General features: G+C 68.1%; 17 protein-coding genes. 11 read left to right on the forward strand and 6 right to left on the reverse strand.

Translation table 11 applies throughout. From position 1 onward, the window contains the following. Positions 1-129 precede the first annotated feature (129 nt). Positions 130-972 carry a hypothetical protein gene (locus IPK65_07730; GenBank protein MBK8163022.1) on the forward strand — a complete coding sequence of 281 codons (843 nt, stop codon included), beginning with the start codon at positions 130-132 and terminating at the stop codon, positions 970-972. Here the strand turns inward: IPK65_07730 and IPK65_07735 are convergent. Beyond that, positions 966-2,249, reverse strand: coding sequence for an HlyC/CorC family transporter (locus IPK65_07735; protein ID MBK8163023.1), 1,284 nt, complete (start codon positions 2,247-2,249; stop codon positions 966-968). The two genes, IPK65_07730 and IPK65_07735, sit on opposite strands and share 7 nt — an antisense overlap. Positions 2,250-2,292: 43 nt before the next feature. Continuing rightward, entirely contained in the window at positions 2,293-3,102 is an 810-nt protein-coding gene (gene ccsA / locus IPK65_07740) for a cytochrome c biogenesis protein CcsA (protein ID MBK8163024.1), read from the reverse strand. 311 nt (positions 3,103-3,413) lie between these two features. Between ccsA and IPK65_07745 the strand changes: the two genes are divergently transcribed. The 10 genes from IPK65_07745 (at position 3,414) to IPK65_07790 (ending at position 10,695) form a co-directional block, all read left to right on the forward strand. Beyond that, on the forward strand, positions 3,414-4,178 hold the full coding sequence (locus tag IPK65_07745) for a 3',5'-cyclic-nucleotide phosphodiesterase (protein MBK8163025.1): 765 nt from the start codon (positions 3,414-3,416) through the stop codon (positions 4,176-4,178). Positions 4,179-4,284: 106 nt separating this feature from the next. Beyond that, on the forward strand, positions 4,285-5,631 hold the full coding sequence (ffh, locus tag IPK65_07750) for a signal recognition particle protein (GenBank protein MBK8163026.1): 1,347 nt from the start codon (positions 4,285-4,287) through the stop codon (positions 5,629-5,631). Between the two features lie 218 nt (positions 5,632-5,849). Next, positions 5,850-6,104, forward strand: coding sequence for a 30S ribosomal protein S16 (gene rpsP, locus IPK65_07755; GenBank protein ID MBK8163027.1), 255 nt, complete (start codon positions 5,850-5,852; stop codon positions 6,102-6,104). 52 nt (positions 6,105-6,156) lie between these two features. Then, positions 6,157-6,672, forward strand: a complete 516-nt coding sequence (gene rimM, locus IPK65_07760) for a ribosome maturation factor RimM (GenBank protein MBK8163028.1) — start codon at positions 6,157-6,159, stop codon at positions 6,670-6,672. Positions 6,673-6,686: 14 nt separating this feature from the next. Continuing rightward, on the forward strand, positions 6,687-7,487 hold the full coding sequence (trmD, locus tag IPK65_07765; GenBank protein ID MBK8163029.1) for a tRNA (guanosine(37)-N1)-methyltransferase TrmD: 801 nt from the start codon (positions 6,687-6,689) through the stop codon (positions 7,485-7,487). Further along, positions 7,484-7,828 carry a 50S ribosomal protein L19 gene (gene rplS / locus IPK65_07770; GenBank protein ID MBK8163030.1) on the forward strand — a complete coding sequence of 115 codons (345 nt, stop codon included), beginning with the start codon at positions 7,484-7,486 and terminating at the stop codon, positions 7,826-7,828. The genes trmD and rplS overlap by 4 nt, the downstream gene beginning before the upstream one ends. A 206-nt stretch (positions 7,829-8,034) precedes the next feature. Then, the gene (locus tag IPK65_07775; protein ID MBK8163031.1) at positions 8,035-8,415 is read left to right on the forward strand and encodes a hypothetical protein; all 381 of its coding nucleotides are present in this window, start codon (positions 8,035-8,037) and stop codon (positions 8,413-8,415) included. A 13-nt stretch (positions 8,416-8,428) separates the two neighbouring features. Continuing rightward, entirely contained in the window at positions 8,429-8,986 is a 558-nt protein-coding gene (locus IPK65_07780) for a methylated-DNA--[protein]-cysteine S-methyltransferase (GenBank protein ID MBK8163032.1), read from the forward strand. Further along, positions 8,940-9,875 (forward strand): site-specific tyrosine recombinase XerD, encoded by a 936-nt coding sequence (gene xerD / locus IPK65_07785; GenBank protein MBK8163033.1) that lies wholly within the window; start codon positions 8,940-8,942, stop codon positions 9,873-9,875. The genes IPK65_07780 and xerD overlap by 47 nt, the downstream gene beginning before the upstream one ends. Before the next feature lie 88 nt (positions 9,876-9,963). Beyond that, a complete protein-coding gene (locus tag IPK65_07790; GenBank protein MBK8163034.1) occupies positions 9,964-10,695 on the forward strand; it encodes a DsbC family protein in 732 nt (243 codons plus the stop codon). Positions 10,696-10,705: 10 nt separating this feature from the next. Here IPK65_07790 and IPK65_07795 read toward each other — a convergent pair whose 3' ends face one another. The 4 genes from IPK65_07795 to mutS all read right to left on the reverse strand — a co-directional run bounded on the left by IPK65_07795 (position 10,706) and on the right by mutS (position 20,157). Beyond that, the gene (locus IPK65_07795; protein ID MBK8163035.1) at positions 10,706-14,119 is read right to left on the reverse strand and encodes a UvrD-helicase domain-containing protein; all 3,414 of its coding nucleotides are present in this window, start codon (positions 14,117-14,119) and stop codon (positions 10,706-10,708) included. Then, entirely contained in the window at positions 14,116-17,025 is a 2,910-nt protein-coding gene (locus IPK65_07800; protein MBK8163036.1) for a PD-(D/E)XK nuclease family protein, read from the reverse strand. The genes IPK65_07795 and IPK65_07800 overlap by 4 nt, the downstream gene beginning before the upstream one ends. A 79-nt stretch (positions 17,026-17,104) precedes the next feature. After that, a complete protein-coding gene (locus IPK65_07805; GenBank protein ID MBK8163037.1) occupies positions 17,105-17,428 on the reverse strand; it encodes a ferredoxin family protein in 324 nt (107 codons plus the stop codon). Positions 17,429-17,571: 143 nt separating this feature from the next. Then, positions 17,572-20,157 carry a DNA mismatch repair protein MutS gene (gene mutS / locus IPK65_07810; protein ID MBK8163038.1) on the reverse strand — a complete coding sequence of 862 codons (2,586 nt, stop codon included), beginning with the start codon at positions 20,155-20,157 and terminating at the stop codon, positions 17,572-17,574. Between the last annotated feature and the right edge of the window lie 25 nt (positions 20,158-20,182).

The raw sequence follows: 20,182 nt of genomic DNA on the forward strand, positions 1-20,182 counted from the left end.
CGCCGGCAGCCGGGCCGCGCGGATCTGTCTTTCCGCCACCGGCGGTGGTACCCTGCCGGGATCGCACCCGGAGCGGGGCGCCGGGATCGGACAAGAATTCATAACAAGAATCGTGCGGGGGAAGGCGGCATGAGTGGGCTGAGGCGGTTGTGTTCCGTGGCCGGCGGGCTGATGGTTGCTGTCCACGGAGGCACATCGCATGGCGCACTGCCCGGTCCCGCAAGCGACTCGCATGCGCGCGTCGCCATCGAGGCCGGTGCTGAAAGCTTCCGCTGGCGCGAGGCCGACGACGAAGGCCGGCGCCTGCTGACGGAACAGGGGCCGCGCTTCGTGCTGGGCGCCGCGCTCGGAAACTTCCTCCATGCCGACGGCGGGCCGATCTTCGAGATACGCCTGGGCGGCCATCTGGGCGATGTCGACTACGACGGGCAGGACAATAACGGCCGTTTCGTCGGGACGGCGTCCGATTATTCCGGCTGGTCCGGCGAGGTCAACGGGGGGTACCGCATTCCCGATCTCGTCGCGGGCGTCACTATAGACCTCTTCGGTGGTGTGGGCCTGGACAACTGGCGCCGGGAGATCAATGGCGGCGTCAATTCCATCGGGCAATCGGTATCCGGATTCACCGAGGAGTACGACGTCGATTATCTGCGTTACGGCATCGGCATCCTGCTGCGCGACGCCTCTCCCGGCGGTTATCTGCAGATGGGCTTCCGGCAACCGCGTTCTATCGGAGAACAGGTGCGGATCCAGGGGCAGACGATCCACCTCTCGCCGGGCGAGATTGCATCCGCCTTCCTGTCCTACCAGGTCGCGCTGGGCCCGCCGGGGGCCTCCGGCTCTTATGTGAAATTCTATTACAGCGGTTACCGGCTGGGTAAATCGGAGGATGAGCAGATCGGCTCGAGCCAGGTCTGGCAGCCGCGCAGCGACGCTGATACCCTCGGCGTGGTGCTGGGTTACCGTTATTGAGGCATCCGGTCGGCCGGTGTCGTGCTCCGCGGTACGATGCGCGCGGTTTTGACCGCGTTGTCAGTGATGTACATGATCTCGATGGTATAGCCGTCAATGCGCAGGCTGGTGCCCGCCGTCGGGATAGATTCCAGGTGTTCGATGATGAGGCCGTTCAGGGTCTTCGGCCCGGCCGTCGGCATCTTCCAGTTCATCATGCGGTTGAGGGTGCGGATGTGCGCGCTGCCGTCGACCAGGTAGCTCCCGTCCGCCTGGGGATGGACGAACTTGACGGTGGCCGAAACGTCGGTGGTGAACTCGCCGACGATCTCCTCCAGGATGTCTTCCAGTGTGACCAGTCCTTCGATGTCGCCGTACTCGTCCACCACCAGCCCGATGCGGCGCTTCTGGCGCTGGAAGTTCAGCAGCTGCGTGTTGAGCGGCGTACCCTCCGGGATGAAATAGGGCTCCTCGGCGATGCGCATCAGCGCATCCTTGCTGAATTGCCCCCGGGTGAGCAGCGGCAGCGCGCTGCGCACGTGCAGGATGCCGGTGATCTCGTTGACGTCCTCGTGGTAGACGGGGAGGCGCGTATGGCGCGAGGAGGACAGCAGGGCTACGATCTCCTCTTCGCTGCGGTCGAGGTCGATGCCGACGATCTCGCTGCGCGGGATCATGATGTCCTCGATGCGCGCCTTTTCCAGGTCGAGGATGTTCAGCAGCATATGCTGGTGCTTGCGCGGGATCACGGCGCCGGCCTCGTTGACCACGGTGCGCAGTTCTTCCGCGCTGAGCTGATGCGTGAGGGCATCCTCCGGTGTGACACCGATGATCTTGAGCAGGGAGTTGCTGATGGCGTTGATGACCCAGACGAAGGGAGAGAACAGGATCAGCAGCGGCGTGATGATGTAGGCGGCCGGGAATGCGATGCGCTCCGGGTGCAGCGCGGCCAGGGTCTTCGGTGTGACCTCGCCGAAGATCAGCAGCACGAAGGTCAGCAGGCCGGCCGCAATCGCGATGCCCGCCTCGCCGAAGGTGCGCAGGGCGATGATGGTCGCGATCGATGAGGCCAGGATGTTGACGAAGTTGTTGCCGATCAGGATGAAGCCGATCAGGCGGTCGGGGCGCTGGAGCAGCTTGCTGGCGTAGACTGCGCCGCGGTGCTTGGCGTGGACGAGATGGCGCAGCCGGTACTGGTTGAGGCGCATCATCGCGGTCTCGGCGGCGGAAAAGCATGCGGAGAGGACGATCAGCAGGACGAGGACGGCGGTCAGGCCGCCGATGGAGATGTCAGTCATGGCGTCAGGACACCGACGCGCGGCTTGCCATCGCGAGTCATCGTCAGTGCTGCCCGAGCAGCAGTTCGAGCACCAGCTTGCTTCCCAGGTAGGCGAACAGCAGCGACACGAATCCGCCCAGGGTCCAGCGGATGGCGGTCTTGCCGCGCCAGCCGAACTTCCATCTCCCCCACAGCAGGATGGCGAAAACCAGCCATGCCAGGATGGAGAAGAAGGTCTTGTGCGCGAGATGCTGGGCGAACATGTCGTCCAGATAGACGAAGCCCGAGACCAGGGACAGGCTCTGCATGGCGAAGCCGATCCCGATCATCTGGAACAGCAGCGTTTCCATCGTCTGCAGCGGCGGCAGCGCGCGGATGAAACCGCCCGGGTGCTTCTCGTGCAGGTGCTTGTCCTGGATGGCGATCAGGACCGCCTGCACGGCCGCGAGCGACAGGATGCTGTAGGCAGTGATCGAGATGATGATATGAATATCGAGGATGTCGCGCTGCGGGCTCAGGATATGGTTGCTCGGAAATGCCGCCTCGAGGATGACGGCGACCGCGGCGAGCGGGAAGACGGCGATGCCGAGGTTTTCCACCGGACGATCGAAGGAGGTGAGCGCCAGCAGCAGGGCGATCAGCCAGGTGAGCAGCGACAGGGAATTGAAAAAGCCGAAATTGATGCCCTCAGGCGTGAGAAGCTGGTGGTAGAGCAGGACGGCATGCAGCAGCACCGCCGCGAGGGCGAGCAGCAGGATCCTCTGCTTGGTCAGGCCGACGGGTACCGTCTTGCCGGCGAGGCGCAGGACCAGCAGCGCGGCGACCGCGAGATAGGCCGGAACGATCAGGAAGCAAAGCAGGAGCGTATCCATGTCAGGGGGTCGGGTATCGGGCTCGGGTCTGAACGGGAGCTGTCAGGGTGCCATCCTAGCAGTATCAGGGCGTTGATTCACTGAAGATATTCTGTTCAAGGTCGATAGAATTGTGGTATGCATACCGTCGTCCGTGTCTGACGGGTGCGGATTCTGCTATCACCGTGACGAATTTAGCGATTTTTCCGCTCGCGGTCAAAGCAGGAAGGGGAAGTCCGGGGGGGGAGCCCCATGCGCCGCGGGTAAAATCGGGGCGGTGGGTGTAGCGGGAGCGGAAAGCGGTTCCGACGGGATCGTAAGAGAACAAATATATGAAACTGCGCGTACTGGGGTGCAGCGGCGGCATCGGGGGTGAACTGCGTACGACCGCGCTGATGATCGACGACGACATCCTGATCGATGCCGGCACCGGGCTCGGCGAGCTCAGCCTCGACGAGATGAAAAAGGTGCGGCACATCTTCCTCACCCATACCCACCTCGATCACATCGCCTGCCTGCCATTGATGGTCGACAGCATGTTTCCGCACATCGTCGAGCCGATGATGATCCACAGCCACGCCTCCGCCATCGAGGTGCTCAAGAAGCACATCTTCAACTGGGCGATCTGGCCCGATTTCGCCAGTCTGCCGACCACCGACAATCCGGTGATGTGCTACGAGCAACTGCGCATGGGCGAGGTGTGCGTCATCGACGGGCGCAGCTTCGAAATGATGCCGGTCAACCATATCGTTCCCACGGTCGGCTATCGCATCGAGTGCGCGAGCGGCGCGGTCGCCTTCAGCGGCGACACCACTACCAATGATACCTTCTGGGCGGAGCTCAACGCGCGCGACCGGCTCGACGTGCTGATCGTCGAGGTCGCATTCAAGGAGTCCTTCCGCGAGCTCGCGCTCAAGTCACGCCATTACTGTCCCTCGCTGCTGGCGGAGGACCTGAAGAAGCTCCGCCACCGCCCGCGCGTCTTTCTCACCCACAACAAGCCGGGCGAGGAAGAGCTGATCGTCACGCAATGCCGCGAACTGGTCACCGACCGCGAGCTGGAGCGGCTGACCGGCGGCCTCGTCATCGAGGTCTGAGGGCAGCCCCGTCCTCCGGCCCTCCTTCCCCCGGTTCCTTAACAGGGTTCCGCAAGCCGTGTATCATGGGCGGCTGGCACGTTGATCCCGGATACCTTCCCGTTCCATGTTTGAGAATCTCACCGAACGCCTCGGCCAGGCGCTGAAGAGCCTGCGCGGCCAGGGCCGCCTGACGGACGACAACATCAAGGACGCCCTGCGCGAGGTGCGCATGGCGCTGCTGGAGGCGGACGTCGCCCTGCCCGTGGTGCGGGACTTCATCGAGCGCGTGCGCCTGCGCGCGGTCGGGCAGGAAGTCCTGCAGAGCATGACTCCGGGGCAGGCGCTGATCCGCGTCGTGCGCGACGAGCTGGTCACCGTCATGGGGGAGCAGTCCTCCGGCCTCGATCTCAACGTCGCGCCGCCGGCCGTCATCCTCCTCGCCGGCCTGCAGGGTTCCGGCAAGACGACGACGGCGGCCAAGCTGGCGCGCTGGATCCGCGAGCACGCGAAGAAAAAGGTGCTGGTGGTGAGCGTCGACGTCTACCGCCCGGCCGCGATCGAGCAGCTCGAGACCCTGGCCGCCGAGGTCGGCGTCGCGTTCTTCCCGTGCCGCACCGACCAGGATCCGGTCGCCGTCGCCGTCGCCGCCGTCGACCACGCGCGCAAGCAGTTCATCGACGTCGTCATCGTGGACACCGCCGGACGCATGCATATCGACGCGGCCATGATGGACGAGGCGCGCCGGCTGCACGCGGCGCTGCGCCCGGTCGAGACCCTGTTCGTCGTGGACAGCATGACCGGACAGGACGCGGCCAATACCGCCAAGGCGTTCCACGATGCGCTGGCCCTGACCGGGGTGATCCTCACCAAGACCGACGGCGATGCGCGCGGCGGGGCGGCGCTGTCGCTGCGCCACATCACCGGCAAACCGATCAAGTTCCTCGGCGTGGGCGAGAAGACCGCGGCGCTGGAGGTGTTTCACCCCGAGCGCGTCGCCTCGCGCATCCTCGGCATGGGCGACATCCTCAGCCTGATCGAGGAGGCGGAACGCAAGGTCGACCGGGGGGAGGCCGAAAAGCTCGCCGCCAAGCTGAAACAGGGCAAGGGCTTCGACCTGGAGGATTTCCGCAGCCAGTTGCAGCAGATGCGCAACATGGGTGGCGTCGCCGGCCTGCTCGACAAGCTGCCCGGCATGGCCAATATCCCGCAGGCCTCGCGCGACCAGGTCAACGACCGCCAGTTCATCCACATGGAGGCCATCATCAACTCCATGACCCCGCAGGAGCGCCGCTTCCCGGCCATCCTCAAGGCCTCGCGCAAGCGCCGCATCGCCGCCGGCGCGGGCGTCCAGGTGCAGGAAATCAATCGAATGCTCAAGCAGTTCGAGCAGATGCAGCGCATGATGAAGCAGATGTCCAAGGGCGGGATGAGCAAGCTGCTGCGCGGATTCAAGGGCAAGCTGCCCTTTTAAGAAACGGCGTAAAGCTACTGCGTACAAGGGGATGCGCCGTCGGGCAGGCGGCAGATCAGGCATTTCCGGATCCTGCGCCCCGGGCGCGAGCCCGGCCGGTGCCCCGGTGTCATCTCCCTTGCGATTCTGTCCCCGTCCCCGCTTCCCTTTTGGGATAAATCGCGTAAAATGAGGCACTTTTTCTCAGCAGCGACACGAATACAGGGGATCGGTATCACATGGTGACCATACGTCTGGCCCGTGGAGGGGCCAAAAAACGGCCGTTCTACCACATCGTCGTGGCGGACAGCCGTCGGCCGCGCGACGGCAGGTTCATTGAGCGCATCGGGTATTTCAATCCGGTTGCCGCCAAGAACGAACCGAAGCTGACGCTCGACGGCGAGCGTCTGAACTACTGGCTGTCCCAGGGCGCGAAGCCCTCAGAGCGGGTCAGCATGCTGGCCAAGCAGAACGCGGCGGCTGTCGCCGCCTGAGTCGAACAGCCACCTCCGCCGTCCGCAAGGACCGCGGGTCGGGCGACAGGCAATGGCTGAGCACGACTCCCAGCGGGTGGTGATGGGCAGGATCGGCGGGCTCTTCGGTGTCCGCGGCTGGGTCAAGGTGATTTCGTACGCCTCATCGCCGGAAGGCCTGTTGCGGTATGAACCCTGGCAGATCTGCGTCGGGGGAGCCTGGAAGGTGCTGCGGGTGAATGACGGACGCCGCCACGGCAAGGGTCTGGTCGCGCAGTTTGCCGGCTATGCCGACCGTGACACCGCATGTGAGCTGGTGGGCGCCGAGATAGCGGTGGAACGGTCCCAGCTGGAGGCGCCCGCCGAGAATGAATATTACTGGGCCGATCTGCTCGGGTGCGCGGTCATCAGGCGCGACGGTATGGATTTCGGCCGGGTGGATCACCTGATCGAAACCGGGGCGAACGATGTCCTGGTCGTGCGCGGCGAACGCGGCGAGACCCTGATACCGTTCGTCATCGGGCGCTACGTGCTCGAGGTCGACCTCGCCCGGCGCCGGATCGTGGTCGACTGGGAAGAGGTGGTTTGAGCGGGCGGCCTGCCATGCGCATCGACGTGGTCACCCTGTTTCCGCAGATGATCGCCGCGCTGATGGAGTGGGGCATCGTCGGGCGCGCCGCCAGGGCCGGGTTGCTCGACCTGCGCATGTGGAATCCGCGCGACTACGCGCGGGACGTCCACCGCACCGTCGACGACCGCCCGTATGGCGGCGGACCGGGCATGGTGATGATGGTCGAGCCGCTGCGCGACGCCATCCGTGCGGCGCGCGCCGCGGCGCCGGGTCCGTCGCACGTGATCTATCTGTCGCCGCAGGGGCGGCGGTTCGATCAGGCGCGGGCGCTTGAACTCGCTGGCGGCGGACCGCGGCCGGTGCTCGTGGCCGGGCGCTACGAGGGAGTCGACGAGCGGGTGCTGGAGAGCGAGATCGACGAGGAGCTCTCGATCGGGGATTACGTGCTGAGCGGCGGTGAGCTTGCGGCCGCAGTGGTGATCGACGCCGCGACGCGGTTGTTGCCCGGGGCGGTGGGGGACGAGGAATCCGTGCAGCAGGATTCCTTCACCACGGGGATGCTCGAGTATCCGCATTACACGCGCCCGCGCGAGATCGACGGGCGCACGGTGCCCGAGGTGCTGTTGCGCGGCAACCACCGGGAGATCGAGGAGTGGCGCTTCAAGCAGGCGGTGCTGCGCACCCGGCGCAGGCGGCCCGAGCTGCTCGCCGGACTGGAGCTGGACAAGGTGAGGCGTAAATGGCTGGCGGAACTGCCGCCGGAGGACGCCCGGGATTTGGAATCTGACAGTACGAACAGCGGTAAGACAGGAACAGCAGGAGAAAGCTCATGAGCAATATAATCAGTCAGCTGGAAGCGGAACAGATGGGCCGCGAGATGCCGGAGTTCGCGCCGGGCGACACCGTCGAGGTCAAGGTCAAGGTCAAGGAGGGTCAGCGCGAGCGCCTGCAGGCCTTTACCGGCGTGGTCATCGCCAAGCGCAACCGCGGCTTCAACTCCGCCTTCACGGTGCGCAAGGTATCGCATGGCGAGGGCGTCGAGCGCGTCTTCCAGAGCTTCAGTCCGGCGATCCATTCCGTGGAGGTAAAGCGCCGCGGGGACGTCAGCAAGGCCAAGCTCTATCACCTGCGTGAACTGGAAGGCAAGGCCGCCCGCATCAAGGAAAAACTCTGATCTCTGCCAGGCACCGGCCGGGTTCGGCCGGTGCCGCTTTGCCGGCGTATAACGCGGCGTAGTACCTGCGTCCGCCGCTAATATTCATGCTTCTCGCATGGTTTTACCCCCGCCGGCGTCTCTTGTAATCCGCCCCGAATCGTTATATCTCTAGTGCGTTGAAACCCAGCCCACGTGGGTTTCCCTTGTCACAATGGAGGTGAGTCATGAAGCTGCTCAGAATCACTCCGTTCCTGTTGTCCGCTACGCTGGCGCTGGCCGCGGTACCGGCCTACGCATCTACCGCCATCCAGCAGATGGCCGAGATCACCATGCGCCTCAATCATTTCCCATCAGACGCGGAGAAAAAGACCCTGCGCGGGATTGCCGAGGACACGTCCGCCACCGCGGGAGAGCGCGCCCTGGCTTCCGCCCTGGTGAACATGGAGCACAAGGTCGGCGGCGCAGACAGGCAGAAACTGCAGGACCTTCTGAAGATGGACGGCGCCACCGCGGAAGAGCGCACGCTGGCGGAAGTTCTCCTGGGCATCAACCATAAACCGTCGGCCGCGGACGCGCAGAAACTGCGTCCGCTCGCCGCCCAGTAAGGCACTGCTCACGATGGTGGTGGCCGGAGCAGGGAGCGGGGTCAGGGCATATGCCGCCATCGTGGCCTTGCCGCTCGCGGGCCTGCGGCTCGGCGTCCGCGTCGGAAACGGGGCGGTGGTTGCGGTCGATTTCCTGTTGCCCGGCGCGGAAGGTTACCGCGCCGGGCAGCATGCGGACGCCGGCCTGGCGCGCCGCTGCGCCGAGCAGCTGAAATGGTATCTTGCCGATCCGTCGTTCCGGTTTCGCCTGCCGCTGGCGCCGGCGGGGAGCGCCTTCCAGCGCCGTGTGTGGTCGGAGCTGACGGCCATCCCGCCAGGCCGGGCGTGCAGTTACGGGGAGGTCGCGCGCCGGCTCGGGACCTCGGCGCGCGCGGTGGGTGGCGCCTGCCGCGCGAATCCGCTGCCGATCGTGGTACCGTGCCATCGCGTGGTCGCGGCGGACGGACTGGGCGGATATTCCGGGACGACCGGGGGGCCGCTGCACCGGATCAAGTCCTGGCTGCTGGCCCATGAAGGATATCGGGATGGAGACCGCCACCGCGTCGGCCGCCGCGCCGCCGCGACTGCCTGAAGACGAGCTCGCCTGTCTGGAACGCTTCCTGGACGCGTTGTGGATGGAGCGCGGCCTGACGCGCGCGACCCTGAGCGCCTATCGCAATGATCTCGAAGGACTCGGGCGCTGGCTGGCCGGCGGCGGCCGTACGCTGGCGACAGCGGGGAGCGGTGACCTGCACGACTACCTCGCGACGCGGGTGCGCTCCGGCGCACGCCCGCGAACCACCGCGCGGCTGGTGTCCAGCATGCGCCGCTTCTATCAGTATCTGGTGCGTGAGGGGCTTGCCCGGAGCGACCCCAGCAGCCGCATCGATGCCCCCAGGCTGGGGCGGCCGTTGCCCAAATCGCTGACCGAGACCGAGGTCGAGGCACTGCTCGCCGCGCCCGACGCGTCCGCCGCGCTGGGCCTGCGCGACCGTGCGATGCTGGAGCTGTTGTACGCCGCGGGTCTGCGCGTCTCGGAGCTGGTGGGCCTGGCCCTGACCCGCGTCAATCCGCGCCAGGGCGTCGTGCGCGTCCTCGGCAAGGGCGGCAAGGAACGCCTGGTCCCGGTTGGCGAAGAGGCGCTGGCATGGCTGGAGACCTATCTGCGCGACAGCCGTCCCGTCCTGCTGGGCGGGCGTGCGTCAGAGGCGGTGTTTGTCACCGCGCGCGGTGACGCGATGACGCGCCAGGCCTTCTGGCACCTGATAAAGCGCTACGCGCACCGGGCCGGGATCGTGAAGCCGCTGTCGCCGCACACCCTGCGTCACGCCTTCGCGACCCACCTGCTGGATCATGGCGCGGACCTGCGCGTGCTGCAGATGCTGCTCGGCCATAGCGACCTCTCGACTACACAAATCTATACGCACATCGCGCGCGAACGGTTGAAAAGCCTGCATGCCAGGCACCACCCGCGTGGCTGACCGGCGTGCCGGGAGTGTTACCCGGGCACGAAAATCCGCACGCGACTCTGCTATCATGTGCATCACCTCAATCACGAGAACGATCGCCATGCTGAAGAACGTCCTTGCCGCCGCCCTCCTGGCCACCGTCTGCCTCACACCGCTCGCCGGGGCGGAGGATGCCGTGCCCGAGGCGGTGCGCAAGATGCTGACCGCGATCATTCCGGATCAGACGCCGGACGCGGTGCGCGCGGCGCCGATCGGCGGTTTCTACGAGGTGACGTACGGCGCGGAAACGTTCTATCTCAGCGCGGACGGACGCTATCTGCTGCAGGGCGACCTGCTCGACCTGAAGACCCAGGTCAACCTCACCGAGAAGCGGCGCTCCGAACACCGCCTGGCCCTGATGCGGACGGTGAAGAAGGAGGACGCCATCGTGTTCTCCCCGCAGGACAAGCCCAGGCACACGGTGTACGTCTTCACCGACATCGACTGCGGCTACTGCCGCCAGATGCACAAGGAGATGAAGCGCTACAACGATCTCGGCATCGAGATCCGCTACCTGGCGTATCCCCGCACCGGCATCGATTCCCCGTCTTATGACAAGGCGGTCTCGGTGTGGTGCGCGGACGACCGCAAGGCGGCGCTGACCGAGGCGAAGGCCGGGCGCCAGCCCCCCGAGCGCCGCTGCGACAATCCCGTGGATGCGGAGTTCTCGCTGGGCGGCAAGCTCGGCGTGAATGGTACGCCCACGCTGGTGTTCAGCGACGGCAGCATGCTGCCCGGCTATCTCAACCCGGCCCAGCTCACCCAGTACCTGAACACCCAGCTCGCCAACTGAGCCGGGCCGCTCAGGCGCCGAAGTACGCCTCGCCGCATTCGTAGACCCGCGGCCCCGCGGTGAACACCAGCAGCACCCGCAGCGGCAGCTGCGGCCACAGCTTTCGCACCGCCGCCCGGTAGAGGCGCAATTGCTCGCGATGGCGCAGGGCCGCATGTTCCAGCCGATCCGGCGGGATATCGCGCTGGGTCTTGTAGTCCAGCAGGGTGAGGCCGGAGGGATGCATCACGAGGCGGTCGATCACGCCGAATGCGGGGCGCCCCTCCTGTGCATCGATAACGACCGGCATCTCAGTGTAGGCGCGCTGATAGCGCGCCGGATCGAAGCAGTCCCGCAGCTCCGCCGCAGCGACCACCGCGCGCGCCTCGCGCCACCATTCCGCCAGTTCCGGGTCGTGCGGATCCAGCCCGAATTCATAGGCCACAGACTCGGCCGCGGGCGCCGCGCCCGGCGAGGCCAGCAGGTCGAGCATGCGATGGATGATGCTGCCGCGCCGGCGTTCGCCGTCGCCGGCGGCATGTCCCGCGTCGCCGGTGGACGCCGTGCCCCCGCCTTGTGGTGATGCCAGCGGACGCGACAGCCTCGGGTCGGGCGCCGCCTGGGCGGGGGCAATCGTTTTCGCCGCGCCGGACGGCGCACGCACGGGGAGGTCCGGGTCGGCGAGGCTCCAGCCCTCCGTGGCGATCTGAAGCGGGTCGTCGCCGAGGCGCGCGGCGATCTGCCCATACCAGCCGAGCGCCTCACCGCGCCTGGGCGCGCAGCCGGATATATATATGTACTGGCGTGCGCGCGTCAGCGCCACGTACAGCAGGTTCGTCTCTTCCCGCGTATCCTGTTCCGCCTGCTGCGCCAGCAGTGCGCCGCTCCAGTCGTCAATGTCCTTCTTGTTCCCGCCCAGCAGGAAATGCCGCGGTTGCGCCGCCTCCGCCGGCCAGGCCACGATGGCCTGGAATCCGCGCTGCGCGGAAGGCCCGCGCGCCGCGTCCGCCAGAATGACCACCGGGGACTCCAGACCCTTGGCGGCGTGGACGGTCATCAGGCGCACCCCGGCGAGCCCCTCCTGCGCCGGCGGTTCCTCCAGTGACTCCTGTGCGTGCCGGTGCAGCTCGCGCAGGCTGGCGATGAAGCGCGGGATGCTCGGATAGCGCCCGCTCTCGATTTCCAGTGCGAGCTCGAGGAAGCGCATCAGGTTGGATTGCGCGCGCGGGCGCAGGTGGCGGGGGAACGCCGCGAGATAACAGCCCGGCACGCCGGCGTCGCAATAGATATGATCGAGCAGGTCGTGCACCGGCATGCGGTCGGCGTACGACTTCCACGCCTGCAGCCTGACCCAGGCGCGCCGCAGCGGCGCCTCCGGTGCCAGTGCCGGCGCGAGTTCCGCCAGCAGGTGGAACCAGGGACGCGCCATCCCGGTCTGGCCGCCGCGCGCGCGCTGCGCCAGCGCGATGAGGTCGGCGTCGCTGCAGCCGAACAGCGGTGAGCGCAGCACGGTGGCGAGTGCCAGGTTGCTGTACGGCGTCGTCAGCACCTCGAGCAGGGCGACCATGTCGCGGATCTCCAGGCTGTCGAGCAGGCTGGCGCGGCCGCCGCCGAGGAAGGGGATGCCGGCGTCGCGCAGCGCCAGCTCGTAGTCGTGCATGTGGGTGCGGTTGCGCATCAGGATCAGGATATCGCCGTAGTCGACGCCGCGGTGTCCGCCATCCCGGTCGGCGACGGTGCCGGTGGCGAGCAGCGCGGCGATCTGCGCCGCGATCTGGCGTCCCTCGCGGTAATGGCGCCGGTCCAGCTCCTCCGCGCGCGGTTGCCGCAGCGGGTTGCGCAGTATCCGCGCCGCCTCGGCCGGGAGTTCGCTGACGGCGGGCTGGATCAGGGGCAGCAGTTCGATCCGGCCCCGGAGTTCGCTGCGGCGGCTCACATGAGGTTCAAATCCGGTGAGGGCTTCGTGCAGAGCGCCGGAACCGAACACCAGGTTGATGAATTCGAGGATGCGGGGGGCAGACCGCCATGAGGCGTTGAGCGGGTAGCTCTTGCCGTCAAGCCGGGTCTGCAGCCAGGCGTGTGCGGTGGCGAACAGGGTCGGATCGGCGCGACGGAAGCGGTAGATGGATTGCTTGACGTCACCGACCAGGAATACGCTGCGGCGGCGCTCGGTCCCGGCCGCCAGCTCTTCCAGCATTGGCAGCAGCAGGCGCCACTGGGTCGGATTGGTGTCCTGGAATTCATCGACCAGCAGATGATCGATGCGCTGGTCGAGCTTGTACTGCACCCAGTGGGCGTTGTCGCTGTGGTTGAGCAGCGTGTAGGTGTTCCACTCCAGGTCGTTGAAGTCGAGCAGGCGCCGCTCCCGCTTGATCTGCTGGTAGATCGCGAGCAGGCGCGCGCCCGCCCGGTACCAGGCCTGCGAGAGCGCGTGCGTGGCGAGGCGCCTGCGGCGCTGCTGCAGCTGCCGCAGGGACTCCGACAGGGCGAGGTGGAGTTCCAGCAGGCGCGCCTGCCCCGCGGCGCCCAGCGATTTTTCCTGCGCCGCACCCGCCTTGCGCTGGCGCGGCTCGCTGTCCCCGGTGAGAAATGCCTCGCCCGCCGCTGCGATGCGTTCATCGAGCGTGAGGGTCTGGTTGAGCGCCGTATCCAGCCGGTCCGCGTGGCGCGCATTGGTGGCGGTGGCGTGCCGCCGCAGCAGGACGCGGAACTCGTCCAGCGCCTGTGCGATCGCGGGTGTGAAGAAATCCGCCTCCGGCGCGGCTCGCGGCTCGATCCCCAGCTCGTCCGCCAGGCGCGCCGCGGCGCCGGCCGGTGCGTCGTCCAGGTCCTGCGTCCAGGCCCACCAGTCGCCGCGGTGGACGAGGAATTCGCGCAGCGCGCCCGCCACCGCGGCCGGGCTGCGGCCACGGCGGGACAGCTCGTCCAGCGCCAGCGCAAGGGCGCCATCCTGCGTCGCCGTCGCTTCGGCATACAGCGCATCGAGCGCCTCCTGTTCGAGCAGCCCGCCGTCTTCGGTCACCTCGAAACCCGGCGGGACGTCGGCATCGAGCGGGAAGCGGCGCAGGATCTCCTGGCAGAAGGCGTGGAAGGTGGTGGTGCGGACCGGGTGCGGCGCGCGCAGCAGGCGTTCGAACAGGCCGCGCGCCGCGCGCCGGCCGCCGGCATCCGTCGGCGCGCCGATGGCGTGCAGCTGCTGCTCCAGCGCCGTCTCCTCGAGCGCGGCCAGCTCGGCCAGCCGGGCGGTCAGGCGCGCCTGCATCTCGCCGGCCGCCTTGCGCGTGAAGGTGACAGCGAGGATCGCGCCGGGCTCGGCGCCGTCGAGCAGCAGCCTGATCAGGCGCGCGATCAGCAGCCAGGTCTTGCCGGTGCCGGCCGAGGCCATCACCGTGACGTTGTCGCGCGGCGCCGAGGCGGCGACGACCGGATCGGTGGCGGTGTTCATGGCGCTATCGCCCCGGGTTCAGGTTCCGCATCTGCCCACGACTGCTTGCGGCACAGCGGCAGGGCGAAACAGTATGCGCAGGTCGCCTCGTCGCCCCAGGCCGGCAGTTCGGCGCCCGCGCGCATCTGCTCCACCAGTTCGACCAGACGCGCCGCGTTGGCGCGCGCGAGGTCCGCGAGCGCCGCGCCCTCCAGCACCGCCCCGGCGCGCACCTTGTCGTGTCCGAGTCCGAGATACTGCACCTGCTGCGGCGGCTCCGGCAGCAGCAGCGCATAGAAGGGAAGCTGCACGGCTTCGCCGCTCATCACCTCATCCGCGGTGGGCACGGCGCCGGTCTTGTAATCGGTGACGGTGGCGCCGTCATCGCCGCGGTCGATCCGGTCGAGGCGGCCGCGCAGGGTCACGCCGGGATGGAAATCCTCGCGCACCGCCCGCACCTCGACCGCGTGCACGCGCCGCTCGCGCGCGAACTCGAGCTGCCAGTCGACGTAGTCCGGCACGATCTCGAGCCAGCGCTGCAGCCAGGCGCGGTGGACGACATTGTCCTCCAGGTCGTCGGCGAACACGCGGCGCGAGAGTTCCTCCAGACAGGCGATGGCGCGCGCGCGGTCGTGCGGACCGGGGGTGGCGTCGAACGGCTGGACGCGGCCGTCGCGGCTGCCGCCGTGGAACCACTCGAGCACGCGGTGCACGCGCTCGCCGTAGTCGGCCTTCTCCAGCGCCTCGCGCACGTCTTCCGGCGCGCTCAGCCCGAGGCAATCCGCGGCGTAGAACTGGTACGGACAGTCGATCAGACGCTGATAGCGGGTGGCGGAATACTCGCGCGGCAGCAGGTCCGCGGGCAGTTGCACGCGCGGCGCCGGCGCGGGTCGGGCCGGCGCCGGGCTCGTCGGGGCGATCTGGGCGCGCGGATCCCTGACCAGCGCTGCGAGGCCGAGATCACCGAAATCCTGTCCGTAGGCGAGGCGGTGGAAGGTGTCGAGTAGCGTCAGCCACGGGCTCGGCAGCGGGGCGGCATCCGCCTCGCGGTGCAGCGTGAAGAGCGTCTCCGGCGCGCATTCCAGCGCGCAGCGGAAGTGATAAAAGCGCTGGTTCTGCCGCTCCTGCGCCGAGGGGATGCCCAGTTCGCGCCGCACACCGGTATTGAAGTAGGGGCTCGGATTGTCGCCGCCCGGCAGTTGGCGCGCGTCCGCGCCGGCAATGACAAGGCCGTCGAACCGGTTCAATCCGCACTGTGCCAGGGTCAGCAGGTGTACGGGACCATCCGCGCGCGGCGGGATGAAGTTCGCGCGCTCGAGCGCGCGCCCGAGCCAGGTGCGGAACTCGAGCCAGTCCAGCGTCGGCGCGCGCTCGCGCAGCGCGGCGCGCATCTCCCGCAGTTTTTCCAGCACGGCGTCCCCCGCCGGGTCCGCGGCGAGATTGTCGCGCAGGGAGAGGTGCTGCAGGGCGTGATCGAGGGCGTCGAGCAGGCGGTCCGCGCCGTGGCGTCCGCGCGCCAGGGCGCGCAGCGGCCGGGTCGCCTCTTCGACCAGGTCGAGCAGCGCATGCAGCGCGCGGCGTTCGTCGTCCGACCAGCCGAGCTCCTCGCGCAGGCGCGCGTAGCGGTAATCGATGTGATCACGGTAGCGGCGCAAGCCGCGGGCGATGTTCTCGTGCAGCACGATGTCCTGCTCGAGGTGATAGACGGACCTGAGCCGGGCCTCGCGCTCGTCGGGCCGGAACAGGAAGGGCGATTTGAGCAGGTCGAGCAGGGGCTGGTAATGGTAATCCTCCTCCACCGTTTCCAGCAGGCGCTCCAGCGCCGCCGCCGCACTGGTTGTCGACAGCGCCCAGCCCACGCGGTCGACCAGGACGACGCCGGCGCGTTCAAGCAGGGCGCGCACGCGCCGCGCGAGGCGGCGATCCTCGATGACGACGCCGACCTCGCGCCGGCCCGCCAGCAGCCAGCGCCTGACCTGGAGATCGATCGCCCGCGCCTCGTCCTCTGCGCTGTCGGCGACGAACTGATGAAAGCGGTCCCGTACCGGACTCACCGCATGTGCGCGCCGGAAGCGCGCGGCGCGTTCCGCGAGCTGCTCATCCGCGGGCTGCGCGGCGAATACGGCGTCGATGAAATCCGGCGGCACGGACGGTGCCTCCGGTGGCGGAACATCGAAACCCGCGAGCACGCCGCGCGTGACCGCGTCCGGATGGAAGTCGTCGGCGCCGGCGCGCGACGCGGCGTTACCCTGCACGAACAGGGTGGCCCGGCCCTGCGCGAGCAGCGGGCGCAGCCAGGCACGCTCCGCCGGGGTGAAGTGCGAGAATCCGGCGAGATAGAGATGGCCCTCCGGCGGCGCGGCGTACCCGGCCAGCTTGCTGATGTAGGACGCATGCGGGTCGCTGCTGCCTTCCTCGGCGTGCTGGAGATGCCAGGCGCGCCACAGCGTATCGATCAGGGCCGCCTCGCGCGACAAGGCGGAGACCGCCTGTCCCGCGCCGAGTCCGTAGCCGCGCCGGAGCAGTCCCTCGAGTTCCCCGCCCGCGGGCAGGTGGATCTGGTGGCGGGTCAGTTCATCGAACAGCACGAGCAGGCTTTCGCCCATCGCCCAGGCGCTGCCCGCGCCGAGCAGCCGCCGGTGTTCGCGCAGCACCTCGACGAGGATCAGCTCGCGGCGCAGTTCGTTGCGCAGCACCAGGGCGCTGTCCGCCACGGTGCGGTCGATCCACTGCGGCAGGGTGTCGATATGCGGACCGAGCAGCGCCGGCCGCCGCGCGCGCGCGAGCAGCAGCCGGCGCAGGCGGTCGGCGGTCTGCGGTCCGGGCAGCAGCACGACCGCCCGGCTGAGGTCGGGGAGGTCGGCCCCGTGTCGCGCGACGAGACGATCCGCCAGCTCGGCGAAGAGGTCCCCCGCGTAGGGGACCACGATGATCGAAGGATGGTTCGGGGCGGGCGGGGCAGGCGGTGCGGCGTTCAAGGCATCGGGGCGCGCGGCTTGCCCGCGATCAGCGCTCGAGGTACTGGGTCTTGTCGGTGACCTTCGCCCATTCGTCGGCGTCGGGCAGCGCGTCCTTCTTCTCGCTGATCACCGGCCAGAGCTTGGCGAGTTCGGCGTTGAGCTGGATGTATTGCTGCTGGTGCGCGGGCACGTCGTCGTCGGAGTGGATGGCCTCGATCGGGCATTCGGGTTCGCACAGGGTGCAGTCGATGCACTCGTCGGGGTCGATCACCAGGAAGTTGGGGCCTTCATGGAAACAGTCGACCGGACACACCTCGACGCAGTCGGTGTATTTGCACTTGATGCATTCCTCGGTTACCACAAAAGTCATCCGTCGTTCTCCTCAGTTTCCAAGCGGTGTCGCCGTCGTTCTAATTATGGGCATTATGGTAATCGCTATGCCGGTGCCGCGCCAGTGGGAGGGCTGGCGAAACCCGGCGCGAAACCCGCACAACACGCTTGGTTTTACGGCCCTCAGTCCCGGTCGGCGAGACGCCTCAGGCGGTAGAGCAGCTCGTGCGCCTCGCGCGGGCTCAGGCCGTCCGGGTCGGCGTCGCGCAGGGCGGCGAGGGCGGGATGATCCGGCGCGGGAAACAGCGGGAGCTGCGGTCGCGCGTCCATCACGCGTCCGCGCGCGACCGCCCCTTCCTCGAGCTGCTGGAGGCGCCGCCGGGCCTCCTCGATGACGCGGCGCGGGATGCCGGCCAGCGCGGCCACCTGCAGGCCGTAGCTCTGGTTGGCGGGGCCCTCCATCACGGCGTGCAGGAAGACGATCGTGTCGCCATGCTCGGCTGCGTCGAGATGCACATTGACCACCCCGGGCAGGGTCTCGGGCAGCGCGGTCAGCTCGAAGTAGTGGGTCGCGAACAGTGTGTAGGCCCGCACCTCGCGCGCGAGGTGCGCGGCGCAGGCCCAGGCGAGCGAGAGGCCGTCGAAGGTGCTGGTGCCGCGGCCGATCTCGTCCATCAGCACCAGGCTGTGCGCGGTGGCGTTGTGCAGTATGTTCGCCGTCTCGGTCATCTCGACCATGAAGGTCGAGCGCCCGCTCGCGAGCTCGTCCGCTGCGCCGATGCGGGTGAAGATGCGGTCGATCGGGCCGATCACGGCGCGCGCCGCGGGGACATAGCTGCCGATGGCGGCGAGAATGACGATGAGCGCGGTCTGCCGCATGTAGGTGGATTTGCCGCCCATGTTCGGACCGGTGATGATGAGCATTTGGCGGTCGTCGGCGAGCCGCGTGTCGTTGGCCACGAAGGGCTGCTCCAGCACGGCCTCCACCACCGGATGCCGTCCGCCCTCGATCAGCAGGCCGGGCTGATCGGTCAGTTCGGGCGCGTTCAGGTTCAGGCTGTCGGCTCGCTCGGCAAGGTTGGCGAGCACGTCCAGCTCGGCCATCGCCTCTGCGCTGGTCTGCAGCGCCTTCAGGTGTGGCGCCAGCAGCTCGAACAGCCCGTCGTACAGGTGCTTCTCCCGCGCCAGCGCGCGTTCGCGCGCCGACAGCACCTTGTCCTCGAACTGCTTCAGTTCGGGCGTGATGAAGCGCTCGGCGCCCTTCAGTGTCTGGCGCCGGATGTAGTCCGCGGGCACCGCCTCGGCGCGTGACCGGGTGATCTCGATGTAATAACCGTGCACGCGGTTGTAACTGACCTTGAGGCTTGGGATGCCGCTGCGCGCGCGTTCGCGCGCCTCCAGGTCGATGAGGTACTGGCCGGCGTTCTCGCTCAGCAGGCGCAGCTCGTCGAGCTCGGCGTCGTAACCCGGTGCAATGACGCCGCCGTCGCGCACCAGGCCGGGCGGCGTCTCGACCAGGGCGCGGCGCAGCAGCCCGCTCAGCCCGGGATAATCGCCGAGGTCGGTGTCGAGCTGCCGCAGGCGCGGCGAATCAAAGCCCTGCACGGCGGCGCGCAGGCCGGGCAGATCACACAGCGCGTTGCGCAGCAGGGCGAGGTCGCGCGGACGCGCGGTGCGCAGCGCGATGCGCGCCAGCGTCCGCTCCACGTCGCCGATGCCGTGCAGCTGTTCGCGCAGGGCCTTGAAGCCCTGCCGCTCGAACAGCGCGCCGACGGCGTGGAGGCGTTGCCGCAGGATGTCGCGATCGCGCAGCGGGCGGTTGATCCAGCGCCGCAGCAGGCGGCCGCCCATCGGGTTGACGGTGCGGTCCATGACCCATGCCAGGGTGTGCTCGCTGCCTCCGGCGATGCTGGTCTCGAGCTCGAGGTTGCGCCGGCTGCTGGCGTCGATGATGACGGCCTCGTCGCGACATTCGACCCGCAGGGAGTGGATGTGCGGCAGCGCGGTGCGCTGGGTCTCGCGCGCGTATTCGAGCAGGCAGCCCGCGGCGGCGACGCCGGCGGATGCCTCGTCCGCGCCGAATCCGCGCAGGTCGCGCGTGCCGAACTGTGCGGTGAGCAGGCGCACGGCATGCTCGAAGTCGAAGTGCCAGGGCGGGCGTGTGCGGATCCCGCGGCGCGATTTGAACGGTTCTGCCGCGCGCAGCTCCTCGCTGATCAGCAGTTCGGCCGGGCGCAGCCGTTCCAGCTCGTCGCGCAGCGCCCGCGCGTCCTCGACCTGCTGGATGGCCAGGCGTCCGCTGGCGAGGTCGAGCGTGGCGAGGCCATACATGACGCCATCCGCATGGACGGCTCCGAGCAGGTTGTCGCGCCGTTCGTCGAGCAGGGTCTCGTCGGTGACCGTGCCGGGAGTGACGATGCGCACCACCTTGCGCTCGACCGGTCCCTTGCTCTGCGCCGGGTCGCCGATCTGCTCGCAGATTGCCGCCGACTCGCCCAGCGCGACCAGGCGGGCGAGATAGCTGTCGATCGAATGGTAGGGCACGCCCGCCATCGGGATCGGCGCACCGTCCGACTGGCCGCGCGCGGTCAGGGTGATGTCGAGCAGGGCGGCGGCGCGGCGCGCGTCGTCGTAGAAGAGTTCGTAGAAGTCCCCCATGCGGTACAGCAGCAGCATGTCCGGATGCTGCGCCTTGATGCGCAGGTACTGCTGCATCATCGGCGTATGGCGCTGGAGGGCTTCAGTTTCGAGCGCAGTATCCACTTGCATCAACCAGGGTGTCCGGGGCTCCGCC

This window comes from Gammaproteobacteria bacterium, assembly GCA_016712635.1.
Lineage (GTDB): Bacteria > Pseudomonadota > Gammaproteobacteria > SZUA-140 > SZUA-140 > JADJWH01.

Bases quoted from the DNA above. Each gene is read 5' to 3' on its own strand.
- IPK65_07735 (MBK8163023.1), bottom strand. From the start codon at position 2,249: ATGACTGACATCTCCATCGGCGGCCTGACCGCCGTCCTCGTCCTGCTG.
- rplS (MBK8163030.1), top strand. From the start codon at position 7,484: ATGAGCAATATAATCAGTCAGCTGGAAGCGGAACAGATGGGCCGCGAG.
- IPK65_07790 (MBK8163034.1), top strand. From the start codon at position 9,964: ATGCTGAAGAACGTCCTTGCCGCCGCCCTCCTGGCCACCGTCTGCCTC.
- mutS (MBK8163038.1), bottom strand. From the start codon at position 20,157: ATGCAAGTGGATACTGCGCTCGAAACTGAAGCCCTCCAGCGCCATACG.
- IPK65_07730 (MBK8163022.1), top strand. From the start codon at position 130: ATGAGTGGGCTGAGGCGGTTGTGTTCCGTGGCCGGCGGGCTGATGGTT.
- IPK65_07805 (MBK8163037.1), bottom strand. From the start codon at position 17,428: ATGACTTTTGTGGTAACCGAGGAATGCATCAAGTGCAAATACACCGAC.
- xerD (MBK8163033.1), top strand. From the start codon at position 8,940: ATGGAGACCGCCACCGCGTCGGCCGCCGCGCCGCCGCGACTGCCTGAA.
- trmD (MBK8163029.1), top strand. From the start codon at position 6,687: ATGCGCATCGACGTGGTCACCCTGTTTCCGCAGATGATCGCCGCGCTG.
- ccsA (MBK8163024.1), bottom strand. From the start codon at position 3,102: ATGGATACGCTCCTGCTTTGCTTCCTGATCGTTCCGGCCTATCTCGCG.
- IPK65_07745 (MBK8163025.1), top strand. From the start codon at position 3,414: ATGAAACTGCGCGTACTGGGGTGCAGCGGCGGCATCGGGGGTGAACTG.
- rimM (MBK8163028.1), top strand. From the start codon at position 6,157: ATGGCTGAGCACGACTCCCAGCGGGTGGTGATGGGCAGGATCGGCGGG.
- ffh (MBK8163026.1), top strand. From the start codon at position 4,285: ATGTTTGAGAATCTCACCGAACGCCTCGGCCAGGCGCTGAAGAGCCTG.
- IPK65_07780 (MBK8163032.1), top strand. From the start codon at position 8,429: ATGGTGGTGGCCGGAGCAGGGAGCGGGGTCAGGGCATATGCCGCCATC.
- rpsP (MBK8163027.1), top strand. From the start codon at position 5,850: ATGGTGACCATACGTCTGGCCCGTGGAGGGGCCAAAAAACGGCCGTTC.
- IPK65_07775 (MBK8163031.1), top strand. From the start codon at position 8,035: ATGAAGCTGCTCAGAATCACTCCGTTCCTGTTGTCCGCTACGCTGGCG.
- IPK65_07795 (MBK8163035.1), bottom strand. From the start codon at position 14,119: ATGAACACCGCCACCGATCCGGTCGTCGCCGCCTCGGCGCCGCGCGAC.